The sequence below is a fragment of the Marinifilum sp. N1E240 genome, assembly GCF_009295825.1.
Taxonomy (GTDB): domain Bacteria; phylum Bacteroidota; class Bacteroidia; order Bacteroidales; family Marinifilaceae; genus Marinifilum_A; species Marinifilum_A sediminis.
This window is the reverse complement of record NZ_WHKF01000006.1, coordinates 26,910-42,098: the sequence shown is the minus strand read 5'-3', so window position 1 is coordinate 42,098 and position 15,189 is coordinate 26,910. Positions and strand designations below refer to the sequence as shown.

17 protein-coding genes are annotated in these 15,189 nt (G+C 30.7%); 1 reads left to right on the top strand and 16 read right to left on the bottom strand.

Features of this window, described 5'->3' with window-relative positions:
- Positions 1 to 48: 48 nt before the first annotated feature.
- From GCQ56_RS14830 to GCQ56_RS14770, 13 genes are all read right to left on the bottom strand, one after another.
- Positions 49 to 1,866 (bottom strand): serine hydrolase domain-containing protein, encoded by a 1,818-nt coding sequence (locus tag GCQ56_RS14830; protein WP_193323799.1) that lies wholly within the window; start codon positions 1,864 to 1,866, stop codon positions 49 to 51.
- Between the two features lie 139 nt (positions 1,867 to 2,005).
- Positions 2,006 to 2,377, bottom strand: coding sequence for a VOC family protein (locus GCQ56_RS14825; RefSeq protein WP_152735313.1), 372 nt, complete (start codon positions 2,375 to 2,377; stop codon positions 2,006 to 2,008).
- 552 nt (positions 2,378 to 2,929) lie between these two features.
- Complete coding sequence (locus tag GCQ56_RS14820; RefSeq protein WP_152735312.1) at positions 2,930 to 3,751, bottom strand: DUF695 domain-containing protein; 822 nt, start codon at positions 3,749 to 3,751, stop codon at positions 2,930 to 2,932.
- A gap of 104 nt (positions 3,752 to 3,855) precedes the next feature.
- Positions 3,856 to 4,728 carry a DUF5694 domain-containing protein gene (locus GCQ56_RS14815; RefSeq protein WP_152735311.1) on the bottom strand — a complete coding sequence of 291 codons (873 nt, stop codon included), beginning with the start codon at positions 4,726 to 4,728 and terminating at the stop codon, positions 3,856 to 3,858.
- Between the two features lie 389 nt (positions 4,729 to 5,117).
- Positions 5,118 to 5,807, bottom strand: coding sequence for a DUF2695 domain-containing protein (locus tag GCQ56_RS14810; protein WP_152735310.1), 690 nt, complete (start codon positions 5,805 to 5,807; stop codon positions 5,118 to 5,120).
- A 208-nt stretch (positions 5,808 to 6,015) separates the two neighbouring features.
- On the bottom strand, positions 6,016 to 6,609 hold the full coding sequence (locus GCQ56_RS14805; RefSeq protein ID WP_152735309.1) for a hypothetical protein: 594 nt from the start codon (positions 6,607 to 6,609) through the stop codon (positions 6,016 to 6,018).
- A gap of 152 nt (positions 6,610 to 6,761) precedes the next feature.
- Entirely contained in the window at positions 6,762 to 7,208 is a 447-nt protein-coding gene (locus tag GCQ56_RS14800; protein ID WP_152735308.1) for a hypothetical protein, read from the bottom strand.
- Positions 7,209 to 7,460: 252 nt separating this feature from the next.
- The gene (locus GCQ56_RS14795; RefSeq protein WP_152735307.1) at positions 7,461 to 7,931 is read right to left on the bottom strand and encodes a hypothetical protein; all 471 of its coding nucleotides are present in this window, start codon (positions 7,929 to 7,931) and stop codon (positions 7,461 to 7,463) included.
- Positions 7,932 to 8,249: 318 nt separating this feature from the next.
- Positions 8,250 to 8,546 (bottom strand): SEC-C metal-binding domain-containing protein, encoded by a 297-nt coding sequence (locus GCQ56_RS14790; RefSeq protein WP_152735305.1) that lies wholly within the window; start codon positions 8,544 to 8,546, stop codon positions 8,250 to 8,252.
- A gap of 235 nt (positions 8,547 to 8,781) precedes the next feature.
- Positions 8,782 to 9,405: a hypothetical protein gene (locus GCQ56_RS14785; RefSeq protein WP_152735303.1), complete on the bottom strand. Its 624-nt coding sequence runs from the start codon at positions 9,403 to 9,405 to the stop codon at positions 8,782 to 8,784.
- A 327-nt stretch (positions 9,406 to 9,732) separates the two neighbouring features.
- On the bottom strand, positions 9,733 to 10,599 hold the full coding sequence (locus GCQ56_RS14780) for a hypothetical protein (RefSeq protein ID WP_152735302.1): 867 nt from the start codon (positions 10,597 to 10,599) through the stop codon (positions 9,733 to 9,735).
- Positions 10,600 to 10,860: 261 nt separating this feature from the next.
- Positions 10,861 to 11,316, bottom strand: a complete 456-nt coding sequence (locus tag GCQ56_RS14775; RefSeq protein WP_152735300.1) for a DUF6756 family protein — start codon at positions 11,314 to 11,316, stop codon at positions 10,861 to 10,863.
- 99 nt (positions 11,317 to 11,415) lie between these two features.
- Positions 11,416 to 11,607 carry a hypothetical protein gene (locus GCQ56_RS14770; protein WP_152735298.1) on the bottom strand — a complete coding sequence of 64 codons (192 nt, stop codon included), beginning with the start codon at positions 11,605 to 11,607 and terminating at the stop codon, positions 11,416 to 11,418.
- Between the two features lie 1,161 nt (positions 11,608 to 12,768).
- Between GCQ56_RS14770 and GCQ56_RS14765 the strand changes: the two genes are divergently transcribed.
- On the top strand, positions 12,769 to 13,401 hold the full coding sequence (locus GCQ56_RS14765; protein ID WP_152735296.1) for a hypothetical protein: 633 nt from the start codon (positions 12,769 to 12,771) through the stop codon (positions 13,399 to 13,401).
- Positions 13,402 to 13,499: 98 nt separating this feature from the next.
- Here the strand turns inward: GCQ56_RS14765 and GCQ56_RS14760 are convergent, their stop codons facing one another.
- From GCQ56_RS14760 to GCQ56_RS14750, 3 genes are read right to left on the bottom strand one after another with little or no spacing between them, the layout of a single operon-like run.
- On the bottom strand, positions 13,500 to 13,952 hold the full coding sequence (locus GCQ56_RS14760) for a DUF3795 domain-containing protein (RefSeq protein ID WP_152735294.1): 453 nt from the start codon (positions 13,950 to 13,952) through the stop codon (positions 13,500 to 13,502).
- A 30-nt stretch (positions 13,953 to 13,982) separates the two neighbouring features.
- On the bottom strand, positions 13,983 to 14,531 hold the full coding sequence (locus GCQ56_RS14755; protein ID WP_152735292.1) for a hypothetical protein: 549 nt from the start codon (positions 14,529 to 14,531) through the stop codon (positions 13,983 to 13,985).
- 34 nt (positions 14,532 to 14,565) lie between these two features.
- Positions 14,566 to 15,105 (bottom strand): hypothetical protein, encoded by a 540-nt coding sequence (locus GCQ56_RS14750; RefSeq protein ID WP_152735290.1) that lies wholly within the window; start codon positions 15,103 to 15,105, stop codon positions 14,566 to 14,568.
- Between the last annotated feature and the right edge of the window lie 84 nt (positions 15,106 to 15,189).

Genomic DNA, 15,189 nt, shown 5'->3' with positions numbered 1-15,189 from the left:
TATTTTTTGCACTAAACAATTAATTTGAGCGTGAATGCAAATGATCATTTAGTTTTCCCTTTCTAATTCCGCAATTTGCTTTTTTGCATTTGCATTCTGAGGATTTAGATTTAATGATTTTTGATAGTATTCGATAGCAAGTTTTTTCTCGCCCATTTTCAGGCATGCTTCGGCATAACTATCATATACATTAAAGCTTTCAGGATGGAGTATCATATTCATCTTGAATAGATCCTTAGCTACTTTAGTTTTATCCGTTCCTAAAAAACGATAGCCCAGATTATTTAAATTGTTTTCGTTAAGGCTAGGATCATTTTTATCTTTTTTTAGTAAAGATTTGTAGGATGCCAGCGCCTGATCGAAATCTCCATCCATGATCATTTCCAGTGGTAACTTTGTATCATCTGTAATTTGACTATAAACAGACCTGGTTTTCATGGTATTTGAATTGATAACATGTATGTCCATGAAATTTTGTTCTGCATTTGCTTTGAATTGAAAGATTGCATCAAAATCTCTTACAACGAAAGTGCTATCCGATACTTTAATTAGTTCTGTGAGTTCTTTTTCCGGACCATCTCTGTACATCAACTGATTGTTGACTTCCAGTACTTCAAGAAAAGAATATCCGCCAACCAAATATTTACCAGTAATTTTAGATAATGAGTCACTATTTGTTTCTACTTCTTTATAGATAGGAATAAAATCATCCCACTCATAGGTCAGTGCAACAGAACGAATTAGTTCGGAAATAAACTTCGGATGATTGGAATTGGTCATTACAACTACTCCGTATCCTTTATCTTTATGGGCAATCATTTCGCTCGAAAAACCTTCGTTCCAACCGCCATGACCAAAGTAAATCTGATCCTTCTTCTTATTAACGAATATGCCAAGGCCTATAAAGTCTTCTACAAAGGGAGTTAACATTTGATTTGTTAAATCTTTAGACAAACCCACTTTGCTTTGCTCTTTTAGTGTTTTTTGAATAGTGATTGCAAACTTGGCAAGATCCTCAGGTGTAGTCCAAAGTCCCGCCGGTGCCATTTCAGGATAGGTATGTCGTTTTCCTTTGGTCATTCTACCATCTGGTAAATAGCCAGTTGCTGCCATGCTTAATTGGGTTTTAGTAAGTGGCTGATTAAAACTACTGTTTTGCATACCTAAGGGTTGTAAAACCAGGTCTTTCATAATTTCAGGGAATGGCTTGCCTTCCACATCAATCATCATTTGCTGAACTATATTATATCCTCCACCAGAATATCGAAAACTTTCCTCTGGAACTTTATTCACTTCCGTAGCACTTGAATTGGCAGGAGGTGTTCCATTTAATACTTGTAGTAAGCTAGGTACTGGCAAATCCGGGCTATATCCTAAAAAACCATGAACCGTAACTCCCGCCGAATGATTCAGCAGATTTTTAAGAGTTACCTTCTTTTCGGATGTGAATTTGTTATCAGCTAATTTCCAGGATTTTAATTGAGTATTGATATCTGCATTTAAGTCAACTTTAGCTTGCTCTACTAATCTTAAGGCAGCATAAGCCGAAACAGGTTTGCTAATGGATGCAGCTTGAAATAAGGTGTTTTTTGTTACAGGAGCCTTACTCTCTTTATCCATAATTCCATAAGTTTTCACCCATGCAATTTCACCTTCATTTATCACGGCGATACTCACTCCAGGAACACCATAATGTTTCATTCGTGCTTCAATGGTCCATGTAGAATCTCCTTCAATGTAAACTGGCGAACTAAGATTGCTTTCTACTTCAGAAATTTTAGGATCAAAAGAATCAGAATTGGATGCTTTCTCTGAGCAGGATAAAATAAGGCTTATCGATAAAAGAACTAGTAGCTTGAATTTCATACGGATTTGTTTTAGTTTACTGTTTGGATGTAAAGAAAAAGTGTACATCTATTAATGTCAAATGATTTAGACCAAGAGATCTCCAAATAGACTTTTTCTTATATTTTAAAAGTGTTTGCTTTTGTTAGGCACAGATTCTTTATCGATGTTGATCTATAAAGATTACATTCCCATCAGGATCTTTTAGCATAAGACTAGCGGGTCCACTAGTGTTCACATCAGCTTCAGAATCAAGTTTAATTTCTGCCGATTTTAAATGTTCCTGAATTTTTCTTACATCATCAAACGATTCTATATTTTGTCCATTTTCATCCCAGCCCGGATTAAAAGTCAAAACATTTGATGGAAGCATTCCTTGAAACAAACCAATTAATGAATTTTCATTTTTCATTATCAGATAATTTTGTTTCATATCTCCACCTAAAACAGTAAATCCTAATTTTTCGTAAAACTGTTTTGATGTTTCAAGATCTTTAACCTTAAGACTAATTGAAAATGCTCCTAATTTCATTTTATCAGTTTTTAGTTGATTTATAGTATTTTTTTCTACGACTTTGTTTTCATTAGATGAATAAAGTTAACGCAACTAAAAGAATTAAGAAAGTATTTGTTTTTTGCATCTTAAATACGTTTTATTTGGTAAGGCGTAGCAATTTGTTTTTTACAGCAAATTACAATTTTAAAAGTGTAAACCATGTGCCTTTAACTTTATAAACGATGTCCCTTTACCATACCAAATGTTCGTTAAGGCACATCCTCTACACAAGTTAAAGATTAGACTTTACACGAAATTAGTCTTTACCCTTGTTGATGATTCTTTTGATCTTAATTTATTTTCCTTAGCCTATCCTAAAAATACATTTCTGTAATAGACCTTCCAAATTCAATTTTTCTTTTTAAGCTGCTGATCTGGTTTAAGTCCTCAATAATTTTACTTTTTCAAAATGTGAAAGCAAAAAACAAAGCCTTAAAAGCTAGCCAAGAGACAAACTTTTAAGGCTTTTATAATGTATTTATCTTATTTTATGGGAATGTGCAACGGTTACTTTTGTTAGGTATAGTTTTATTCTTTTTCGACGGAAGTTTCCCAGCCGTCATACTCTCCATTATACTTCTTGATCTCTTTTCTTAGATTAGAAGTAATTGGATATATAGAATTAATATCCACCTTATCTATTCTCCAAATTTGTAATTCAAAAGGCAGGTTAGTTTCTTTATTAATTCCTGACGATTGAATATTAAATTTAAGCTTAACTAGCTGTTCTTTACATTTGTTCATTTCTATCTCATTAGAAAAGTAAATCCAATGGTCAACTCTTCTCGCTTTGGTTAATTTGTCTCCTGCCTCTTCTAAATTTTGTAAAATGGATTGATCCGCCATATAATTTCGCGTTTCTTCATTTGGATAAAGAAATTCTTTATAATATTTCCATTCTTTATCTTCTTTTATATTGAGATAGAATTCATATTTTGGATATTTATTTTTATAAAACTCTTCAATTTTAAAGATAAGATTCTTAGTGTCTTTGATATAAAAGTATTCGAGTCTTTCTTTATTGTACATAAAAGAGCCAACGAATATAAATTCAGTTTCTTGACTGATTATTTCTATTAACTCATCTCCAACTTTATGAAGTATACTGAAGGTTTCTCCTTCAGGAAATCCGTTTTCGTTTGAAGTTTCATATGTTAGACCAGTAACTAATACAAAGTCAAAATTTTTGATTGGAGAAGTATTAATTAAATCCATTCTTAAAGTCGTTGAACCTGGTTTACCATCTTCATATGAAGCGATGTAAGTGTCCCATTGTTCTCCAAAGTTTTGAGCAGTCATTAGAGTATTGGAAATTAAGATTGTCAAAAATGTTATGAGTAATTTTCTCATGTTGTTTAAAATTATACCTAACGTTTGGGCTATGAAACGTAACTCTCTGTGTTGCGCCTGCGGCAGTGAGTTATGTTTAATGAACCTTTTTTGGTAGTAGTTAGTTATTTCAATTTATCAAAGTCAGTAAGTTCAAATTCAGGAGAACATTTAAAAAGATATCTCAGTATCGAAACGTGACCAGCGCCAAAAATAACGAGTATTCTATCATCCTGATTATATCCTATATCTTTAATATTTTTAAAAATCCTCAAATTTCTATTAAACCAAAACATTGAAAGGGCATCCGCTCCTTCAAAGTTCGAAGATTCAAATTGTCCTCCTGCTATATAGGCTCCAAATCCTCTATCTAGCACTTTCTCCGAATTAAAATAGAGAAAGCTTTCTAAAAGTGGTTTTTCAACTGTCATTTTATTTTTGTAAGCGTAGAATTTTGAGTATTTGATTGACATATCATCTTGTCCACCAAAATAATGCCTGTCATATATACTGTCAATATAAGTTTTTGGTTTTAATGTGTCACGAGATAAAAAGTGGTCTTCTAAGAATGACCAAGTGTCTACACCATAAATAGTATCCAATTCAAACTGGTCAGCTAATCGCAGACCTATCTGACTTATTTCATTTGCGTATAATTGCTGTTTACCTTCTTTCCAGTCCTTGTAGTTCTTAATAAAGCGTGAGACACTTGTGTTTTTAGATTCAACCAAAATCTTAGTAGGTTTAAATAATGCAATATACTCAAGTAATACCTTAAGTTCTTTTTGCCTTTTTTCAGAATAAATATTGATTCTATTATTTTCTTCTATTTGATGAGCATCAAGTCCTGGATAGCTAAAGTGCCAGCTTCCAACTAATAAAACTTTAGGTGACAACTTGTTTGTAACCAATAGGGAATCTGGGTCTGAAAACCCATTCACTTGTCCAAAAGTTATCCCGTAGATTGAGATAAGTAAAATTGTAATATAAATTCTCATAATTTAATGTGCTTTTTGTGTTTTATGACAAACGTAGAAATAACTTAAATATTTTAATGGTTTATATGTTGTCATTTTTTTTTACAATACGTAATGTTCGTAAAGGCACATCCTTTATACAAGTTAACCCTTGTTGACGATTCTTTTGATCTTAATTTATTTTCATTAAAGTATCCTAAAAATACATTTCTGTAATAGACCTTCCAAATTCTATTTTTCTTTTAAGCTGCAGTTCTGGTTTAATACCTCAATAATTTTATTTTTTCACTAACTAAAAGCAAAAAACAAAGCCTTAAAAGCTTGCCTATTGACAAACTTTTAAGGCTTTTATATTGTATTCATCTAATTTTATGTGGATGCGCAACAGTTACTTTTGTTAGCCATAGTTTTTATTTCCTAAATATTACTTTATGGACTTTTAATTCAATTTTCGTTCCGCCAATTCCGGTTCCTTCCATAAAATGCGTTCCCATTGGTTTTCCGATATCAATTTTTTCTATTCTGGAAAAATAATAATCTGCATCTCTTTCTGAAAACTTTGAAAAAGAGTCCAATTTCAAATCTCGAATTCTTTTAGCGAACTCTTTTCCGCTTATCGGTTCAATTTCTTTTACAACTCCAATTTCAGATGGCAATTCTGATTCAGTTCCGTTAAAGAAGTGCATACTTTTTCTAACTCGCTTTTTTGGCTTAAAACCAAAAGGTGCTGGAATTAATAATTCTCCGCTTTTCGTGTAGTTATTATGGTCGTATTCAAAACTCGAAAATATTGCTTTTGTATAAACTTTATTTTCGGTCGGTTGAAAATTCAGCGGTATTTTGAAAGGATTTTTAAAGTCCATTTCTTTGTTTTCTGACTCTAACTCTAAATCACAATCTTCTGGTAAATTAAATGTTACTTCGCAATCACAAAATCCACCATTCGATTCCAAAACGTCAATTAAGTCAGACTTATCAATTCCGTTTTTTTCAGCCCATTCAAAAGTGTATTTCAACGAGTGGTCACAACCGATTTTTTCAATTCGATTTTCTATAAAAACACAAAGTTCAGTTACTTGATTTTCTGTTAATATCGTCATTTCTTAAATGTTCGTTAAGGTACATCCTTTACACAAGTTAAAGATTAGACTTTACACCAAATTAGTCTTTATCCTTGTTGATGATTCTTTTGATCTTAATTTATTTTCCTTAGCCTATCCTAAAAATACATTTCTGTAATAGACCTTCCAAATTTCATTACCTTTATGTTTAACCCCAAGATATTTTTCTTTTGTTATGGGCTACCACCTAACTTTCATTACACATTAACGTTTCAATAATGATCCATTTATTGTCAATTTTTTTCATTAAAACTAATTCTCCCCAGCCGTACAAAAAACCACAATGAATCCAATACTCAACTATTGCATAAGATCTACTTGTTGAAAATACTGGTTTATAAAAATAACAAATACCTCCTTTGTTATATTCTCTCTCAACATAGTACAGTATGGGAGACTGCAATGGATCAATTCCCTTTTCAATGCACAATTCAGTATCAAATACTAAGTTATTGTATTTAAGTAATGAATCTTGGTCAATTACTGTGAAACATTTATTGTTTTTAATAGAAAGTGTGTCAATTGACTTTTTAATAAATTGCTTTTTATTAAAGTCATATTTATTTACAATATTAGGAATGTCAATGTCTGAAAATGTAATCGTGTGTGTGATTAGAGGCGCAACAACAAAAGAAATGCTTGTATCTTGAAATGTAGTACTTAAATCATTAAGCAAATTTTGTTCGACTCCATTGATTAATTTATATCTCTGATTTTGTCCAAATGATTCAATACTACATAGTAGAGTTAAGCATGTTAATATTAGAAAAAATCGTTTCATAAATGTTTTATATTGTGGTGTTCGTTAAGGCACATCCTTTACACAAGTTAAAGATTAGACTTTACACTAAATTAGTCTTTATCCCTGTTGATGATTCTTTTGATCATATTCTATGAGGATGTGCATGGGTTACTTTTGTTGAAAAGCCGTTTTTATTTTATTGTTATTATTTCATTTTCAATCCACTCAAAATCAACGTTTCTATTTTTAATTATTGCAACAAAATTAAATTTTGGATGATGTATTCTTCCACAAAATGGAATTTTTACTTGTTTAGGATTTCTTTCAGAATAAAATTCTGAGGTTAGCTGTGATGCTTTCGAAACAACAAATATTTCATTCTTATATTTAAAAGCTCCTTGGTAATAATAGGGGAGATTCAAAGTCGAATATAAAGTCTGAATTTTGTAAATAAGATTTTCATTTTTATTACTTATTTCAATGCTGAGTATGTAAGGATTTGGGTCAATATTGAAATTGGCTTTTGTCAAAATAATTGTGTCAAGGATTTCAAAAAATGTATGTTTGATTTTCAATTCAGGAATTTCACAAATTGAAGTATCTTTCCTTAAATATGAAAAATATTGCTCGTCGGTCATTTTCAAATTATTCTGAAGTCTCCAGGAGGAACAAGCTGATACAAGACTAATTGTTATCGCCAACAACAGAATATATGTTTTTTTGTAACTTCTATTTTTCATTTAATGTCTAGATCAGGAGCAAAAATATTCGTAAAGGCACATTCTTTACACTAAATTAGCCTCTACACTTGTTGATGAATCTTTTTATTATATTTCATGTAGATGCGCAACGATTACTTTTGTTATAGCCAGTTGATTACCTCTTTTCCATTAATTCCATATTCTTTTAAAGATGTATTGTAGCCATATAATTTTCAAAATGTATGCAAACAGGATTATTACAGTAACAAAGAATAAAATGTTGTCAAATTCATTTGTCTTTGTAATAAAAACTAAATCGATAAGGATTAAAAAGAGTATTGAAAATAGAACGTAATTAGGTATTAGATACTTTATTGCCATCTCGTTATCTTCAATATTTCCTTTAGCCATCACAGGTAGCCAGGTCCTTGTTGAAAATATTTTGCTTGTGCGCGATAGTTCAAATTGTCCATCGATTATTTCCCCACTGAATAAACCCTCATTTGATTGTTTTAAGTCATGATAAAACGATTTTGAGAATAAACAGATTGGAAATATATAAATTGGAGATTTATAAGGGGTCAATAATCTTTGTTTTAAAGACCTTTCATTAAACACTTTATCTTTATTTGAATATATTTTTGATTTGAAAACAATCATTTCTACGTTGTTTTTTTTAATGTTCGCAAAGGCACATCCTTTATACAAGTTAACCCTTGTTGATAATTCTTTTGATCTTAATTTATTTTCCTTAGCCTATCCTAAAAATACATTTCTGTTATAGACCTTCCAAATTCAATTTTTCTTTTTAAGCTGCTGATCTGGTTTAAGACCTCAATAATTTTACTTTTTCACTAACTAAAAGCAAAAAACAAAGCCTTAAAAGCTTGCCAAAAGACAAACTTTTAAGGCTTTTATATTCTATTCATCTAATTTTATGTGGATGCGCAACGGTTACTTTTGTTGTAGCGCGTTGTGTTATTCAAGATTTCCACCGCCTCCTATGTCTTTACCAGTTAAGTTTGTTCTGAAGCGAATAGATTGGTTCTTATATTTTCTCTTTGAAAGTATCTCCACTCTTTTATTGATCCCATTCTTGTCAATGGAATAAAGTGCAATTTTTCCTTTCTTTTGCAATTTGATTAAATGACAGTTTTTATATTTTTTACCGCTGTCACAGTAGCATTTATCATTCCGTTGGATTTCAACTAAATGTTCATCTTCTTTGTCAGAAGATGAGAAAAAGTTTAAAATGTGATTAATAATAGTCTTCATTAATTTGTACCTTTTTCACTTTAAACAAGAATGTTATCCTAAGTAAGATCAGGTGTATTAGGTTATGTATGTACAGGGAGATAGTTTACAGTTGTACAAGTCACATAGTTTACACTATGTGGTCTGTTAACCGAATACTCTTTTCTCTATATTTTAAAAGTTTATTGTTTTTGTTACATTATCAAGTTGAGCGTCACCTCCCATTAATTTTAACTTTTGTTATGGGGTTTACGATTCATCTTTCTGTCCAACCAAATAAATACATCTTATCTCTATCAATAACATATTCATAAGATTCTGTATTCTCTTCAAACCAATCTCCACATCCCACAATCCACTCATCTTTAATAGAAGTCCTTAAGTTGTAATCATTCTTTTTTAATTTTATGAACTGTACCAAAATAATCCTTTCTCCTTTGGAATTGATTAAACCTAGATATTGTCTATCCATTTTTGCAAGCTTCTTCCTTTTCTTAGATGTTGCTGAAATAAGTTTTTTTTCTCTTTCTTTCTTATTCTCCACCAATTTATCCCAATCATAGTAGGATTTGTTCTGTTCCAAAGTTTTCCATTCAGCTTTTAAATACATTTTAGTTGCATCTATGTATAGCTCTTCTATTTTTTTGTCAACATGTTTAATGATCAAACTGTCTGGGGTAAACCTGTTTTTTAAATATTCAACATTGAATTTAGGCTCATATTCTTTAGGAAAAATCACTGCCAAATGATTGTCCATTGTTAATATTTTAGTTTTAATCGGAGCAGAGGAGTTATCATCTTTATGAATTACTGTCACATTCTGTCCAATTAAACTAAACGGAATTAACAGTAGTAATATGTTTATTTTTAATGTTTTCATAGTATGTTCGTAAAGGCACTTCCTTCACACAAGTTAAAGATTAGACTTTACACCAAATTAGTCTTTACCCTTGTTGATGATTCTTTTGATCTTACTTTATTTTCCTTAGCCTATCTAAAAATACATTTCTGTAATAGACCTTCCAAATTCTATTTTTCTTTTTAAGCTGCTGATCTGATTTAATTCCTTAATAATTTTATTTTTTCAACAACTGAAAAAATAAACAAAGCCTTAAAAGCTAGCCAATCGACAAACTTTTAAGGCTTTTAGATTGTATCAATCTAATTTTATGTGGATGCGCAACGGTTACTTTTGTTACCATGCGTTTTAATTCCAGTTCCAATTTTTAAAACTTTCTATTTCTTTAATTTCATCAAATGGTATTGTTAGCGTATTAAACTGTCCTTCTTGTAAATTGCTATCAAATATGATTAAAATATTATTCGTTGAGGTTTTATATTTACCTGCAAATAATTCTAAATTTGATATTGATTCCACAAGCTGCAAACTATGAAAAGAATAGATTCTTTTCTCAAGTCTACCTACCAGTTTCCCCAATTGATATACAAAAGGAATTATATCAATATCACCCTCCATACTTTCAATTTCATTTTTTAAAGCTCCAAGTAAATCAGACTCCTTTAACAAAGTACTTTTTCCTACAATTAGTTTAAAATTACCTTGTGATTTTTCAGGATTGATCTCATTATGTATGGTTTTATAGTGAGTTCTTTCTATTGGAAAACCAAGGTGCTGAGAAAAATTCCTGAGTTTATATAGAAATCTATAGCTAAAATATTCATCATAGAAAGAACTTGTCAAAGTTTTAAAGTCTTTCGATTCATTTGATTTTTTGCCAAATTGTCTTTTGATATGTGTTTCAGCATGATCTAAAAAAAATCTAAAAGACGACAATAAGTTAAATGCTACTCTATTTATTTCCAGATGAAATTTAGCACTTTCTATAGTTTTAATGTCAATATTAGTAACAGGGACATTATATAACTTCTTTTTTAACTTGTCAAATTCAAGTAAGTTTAATTGAAAATATTCAAAAACTAAAAAATGTGATTTATAATTATTTATAATGTTAATGTCATTTTTAATTTGTTCAAATGTATCTTCTGACAATTCTTTAATACCATCAAGTGTATTATCATCTAAAGAATACAGTCTTATCTCAGAGTCTGTCATTTATATAAAAATTATCAAATATTATATATGCATATTCCAGGACGAGGCATAATGCATGGTAACGGATGGCGCTATGTAACGTAGGCGCCTTAGTTGATTTATGTTTCAAATCTTATAAAAAGGCAAGGTAGCCATTTTAGGATTACATTTAACTATAACAATTCTAAAATGGCTACCTTGCCGTTGCTCATTAAAAGCACAAAACCTTCGAAAACCCACTACCCGCCTATGTTATATGAGCGCGTGTTGTGCTTTCGTGCTTTATTTAATTTTATCAATATTTTTCTCTTGCAGTATTTGTCCAATACCTATTAATCTATTGTGATGATTCTCGCAAATCACCCACTCTTTGTTTTTGTCAAAGACATAATATTCAAAACCAAAACACTCGCCAATAATATCTCCAATGATTGATGGATTACAGTCATAAATAGGATAAAAATCTTCTTGGTCATCTTCGATCATTAGCCAAACATTCTTGGTTAAATCAGGTATAATGTCGTTCAAATGCTCAAATGGCTTTTCATAATCAACAAAATCAAATGAATCTTGCTTAAAGTCTTCCCACCACCAGCGTCGGTCACCAGATTTCACGAAATAGTTGAGAAGCTCATGAAAAACACGTTTATTCGAATTAGAATCCAATTTCTTAATTTGTTCAGCGGAAGATTTAAATATCCTAATTGCATTTAATATTTCTTGGCTTACTTCTCCCATCAATGATATTGTTGTTAATCCATAATTTTAAATGGATTCATTTATAGTTAGCATCTGATAGTTATTTCAAAAGTCTGTATACTACTAAATTCTAGCATTTTATTTGGTCTGATTTTTCTTTTCGTATCGGTTTGAGTAAATCATACTTATTATTAATAAAATCATCGATATTATTCCCCAATAACTTCCTGCATTTACTGACCAACTTAAATCGGAGTATTCAACAACGCCAAGTTGTACTACTATGACAACAACAGCAGAAATTATTAATCCAATCCTAAATTTTCTCATAGTTAAATTCTATTTTTGGTTTCGTTTATAAATTTTTCTTGTTTAGAATTCACTCTAAATAATCAAGGATACTCATTGTCTGAAGTTTCCCTGCATGAAGCACAACGTATGTATATGTTGCAATGCAACTTATACCACTTATGTGACGTTTGTTGTAAGTTATTGTTATTCTTTGTGTTGTCGGTTAAAATTATACCTAACTGACTTTTTATTTTTGCAAGAGTTTTTTTAGCCATTGGCTGAGAATTTCCTCTCTTGCTAATACAAAGTATAAATCTAATGATAAATAATAAGTATTGTATCGTATTTATTATGAAATTTTAATGCTTAGGATAATTGGAGAAGATTTTATAAATTGGAAGGGTAGAGGCGTTTGTTTTAGGTAAAGCAAAAACCAGATTCTATTGTAAACTTCTATACTATTGTTCCACATTTTTTAACAGCTTGCCATTCATTTTATAAGTTTCAGATTCTAATCTTCCTTGTCACTATAGTTTTCTACACTTTAGGATCTGCATTCTCAAACAATGAGAATGAATTCTACAAAATAGAGACAGTCATTTAAACCTCTTGATTTCATTCTGAACAGTGTAGAATACAAATTTACACCTCAAAAATGCATGTTTCGATGTCAAATTTACATTCTCAGAAGTTGAGAATGTGGGCTCTACTTCTCAGAATTTGAGAAAATGTTTTACATTTTAATTATGAATGTGTTAGTTTAAAATAGTTAATAGTGTTCTTGATGTGCCAATAAATAAGACTTGTAGAGCTAAGTGTGTTACACGAATATGAAACAAAAAATTAGAACGTCATTTTTTGAAACTTGGAAGGTAATTTTGATCTTTTATGCCAAGAGTAGGATAGATAAGGGGTGTTGAAGAGTTTTGCCAATTAAAAAATCGACTAATAAAACGTATAAATAAAATTTTAAATTAACATAGTCTTTTTCTAAAAAGTGTAGAAGAAAAAATGACTAAAAAAAGAGAGTTTAAGAAGTGAAAAATGGAATATTTTTAAAAAATAAAAGTCCTATAAATAAAGACTTACAGACTTTTATGCTCTTATTTTCGTCAAAATAATTGGAAATGTCTTGCTTATATGATTTGTGATTTGCTAAATTTAATTAAGACTAAAATGTTAAACCATAAAACTGCTATTATGAGTCAAATAACAATTACAAAAGACTTTGTTGAGAAATCAGAAGAAGGATTTGAACTAAAATCAAATAATTTTAGTGGAAAAATTAATTTGTATGCTGAAACGCTTGGTATTTCACCTGAACAGGTGGCCGCCGTACTTGATGCTCTAAAAACCTTATCGGATATTAGAGAGGATAAAATAGCCAAAAGAATGGCTTCCAAGGCAGCAACGATAAACTATAAAACCAATCGTAAGCCAACAGAGAAGATAGTGCGGGATTTCAAGAAATTGGTGGAAGCCAGTCCAAATTGTACTCCCGAAATGTTGGAAGACTTGGGTATGAATAATACAGTAAAAATTATTGATACGGATACCAAAGCGCCGGATTTACATGTAAAAATGGTAGCTGGAGTGCCTCACATTACCTATGAAAAAACACCATTCGAAGGCATTCGTTTGTACAGTAGAATTAACGGAGGTCCTTACGATTTTCAATGCGTAGTAGCTCATCCATATTTCGATGATACTCGAGAGAGACGAGATGCTACTCAGGCTGAGCTTCGTGAATATTATGCTTATTTTATGAAGAACGGTAAGGAAGTTGGTTTACGTTCCAAAGGCATAAAAATTACATTAGAAGCACTGGATTAAGTAGATATATTTTAGAATGTTCGTAAGTTAGTTTTCACATTTACCTTTGGTAATTGAAGAATTCATAATTTTTGGTAAGCCCCTTTATTGGGGCTTTTTTAGTATCTGGCTTTGTCCTTAATCTCCCGGTAATACTCCTCTACACCAATGGTTTTCATTCTTTTGTTGATGTTTACGGAGCGTTGGTTTAGGTGTTCATCGAACCCGGTGTTGCCACAAGGAAAATCAGTACACTCAAAACAGTAGTCAACTCCTTTTTCTTCGGAACAGGAGCGTAGCTTGCAATTTGCGAACAGTTTGCATTTTTCGTTTCGGCAACCCGAGCATTCTGCCAGAGAGAAATAATCCAGCATCTCTTTAAAGTCGGGATATTTTTCGAATACTGGTTTGTTCAGTAAATCTACAAATCGCTCGGCATAAACCGAGAATTCTCCCAAGTCATTTTGCAGGGCCTGGCTCTTTTTGGCAATGTCACCATCCTTAAAAGCAAAGCATTTTCCGCAGTGCAAACCGCAAGGCGCTAATCGGGTTTTTATAAATTCGTAGTTCATTTATAAGGATGTTTAATTCTTATTGAGTCTTTATTGTGGTTTGGTTAGTGATCTATTTTTATTCAATTCTTGCATTCTTATTGAATCAGCATAATATTCAGGATCAAATTTTCGAATTAAGTTTTTATATATTTTTTCATTATATATAGATAAGGTTCCTTTTAACTTTTTACCATTTTTCATAGGTATAAAAATTGAAATGTGATCCTTGCTTATTGAATCTATCCATTTATAATCTTCTCCATAAAAAATAACCCCACTTGCCTTTATATCTTTTTGATATTTTGGTTTTTGCTTTAATTTTTCAGTGATTTCAATTGTAAAATCTTCGATTTCTTTATTGGTAAGGTTTTTATAGCGTATTTTGGATATGTATTTGTCGATTAGGCTAAACTCTATCCTGGGATCCCTAGTATCTCGAGCATAAATAGATGGTTTATCCATTTCTTTAATCGTGTCGTAGTTATTTACCAATGAGTCTCCAACGGAATAATTTAATATTCGAATTCGACTATCTTCATTAGGTGATGAGCAAGAGTAAATAACTAATGCAAATAATATTAAAGTATATGTTTTCATTTTAATTTATTGCGATTTAAGTATTAACATTTATCTATTTTTCAATTAGATCTTCAGAAACTGTTTTCCTTTCAATAAATTTGATGCTATTCTTCTCAGTATATTCTATGTGATATTCTTTAATAATTCGCTTACTATCCGCAAATTCATTCCATGAATGTATTATTACTCTATCCCAATTTATATGAGAATTAATACTTAAGAAACCTTCTGAATTATCATAGGCTGTCATCAACCAATCCGATAAAGTATTTTCATAAAAAAGAACAACCCAATGAATGTTTTCTTCCGTGGACGCTCTTTTAATTAATAGAATTTTGGAATTTTGAATCTTCCAATAACCTCTTATTGAATAATTAAATTGCTCATTAAACTTTTCTAAAGTATCAAGTTCTAGATTATTCCAGCTTGTGGAATCAATAACTATTGATTGAGAATTCAATATATGTCCTATCGAATCAATAATAGGTAACTCAATTGATTTAACATTATCTAATGATTTATCTAAATCAGATTGAGAATAAGCACTTAGCCAACTAAAAATAATAATTAAATATATAACAGTTTTTTTCATAGTGACTCATGTTTTTAACAGCTCCATCAGCTTTACAACTGTTCCAGTTACGAATAGTTGCACTCACTTTTAAATTCTTCTCAA